Origin of the sequence: Aquirufa salirivi (genome assembly GCF_045310485.1) — a bacterium.
GTDB classification, from domain to species: Bacteria; Bacteroidota; Bacteroidia; order Cytophagales; family Spirosomataceae; genus Aquirufa; species Aquirufa salirivi.
The window spans coordinates 1-525 of sequence record NZ_JBEWZH010000030.1; the positions used below are offsets into that span (position 1 = coordinate 1).

Below are 525 nucleotides of genomic sequence, written 5' to 3' on the forward strand. Positions count from 1 at the left end.
CGGATATTGCATTTGGAACCACCACCGCCTTGACTTTTGCTTCGGGAGCTGTGACGACCAACATGAAGTTATACAACGTGGAATCAGCTGTTGTGGCTGTGACCGACGGAAGTATTTCAGCCTCAGGATCCGATCGCTTGACGGTAGCTGTTAGTGCATCGACGATGACTAAATTAGCAGTAAGTCTAGTTGGTTCTCAAGCCAATGGAGTAGCCTTTACAGGTAGCAATACTTTGACAGCCTTGGATGCTTATGGCAATACGGTAACGGGCTTTGATGCAAGTGCGAATAACATCACGGTAACAACGACAGGCTTAACGGGTAGCATAACAGGATTATCAGGAACCGATAAATTGAACAGTGCTGTTGACTTTAGCAGTGGAGTAGCGAACTTGACAAGCTTAGGCTTGAAGTACACAGGAACAGTAGGTTCAGGAAGCTTCACGTTTACTCCAGCCACAGGTACGGCGGTAACGAGTGGAAGTATCGATATCAATAGTGGATCGGCCAATAAGTTTGTGATTA

General features: G+C 46.3%; 1 protein-coding gene. It reads left to right on the plus strand.

Annotation, left to right across the window (positions count from 1 at the left end):
* Positions 1-525: hypothetical protein (locus U0R11_RS13545; protein WP_406752364.1), on the plus strand; the 525-nt coding region annotated here is incomplete at both ends.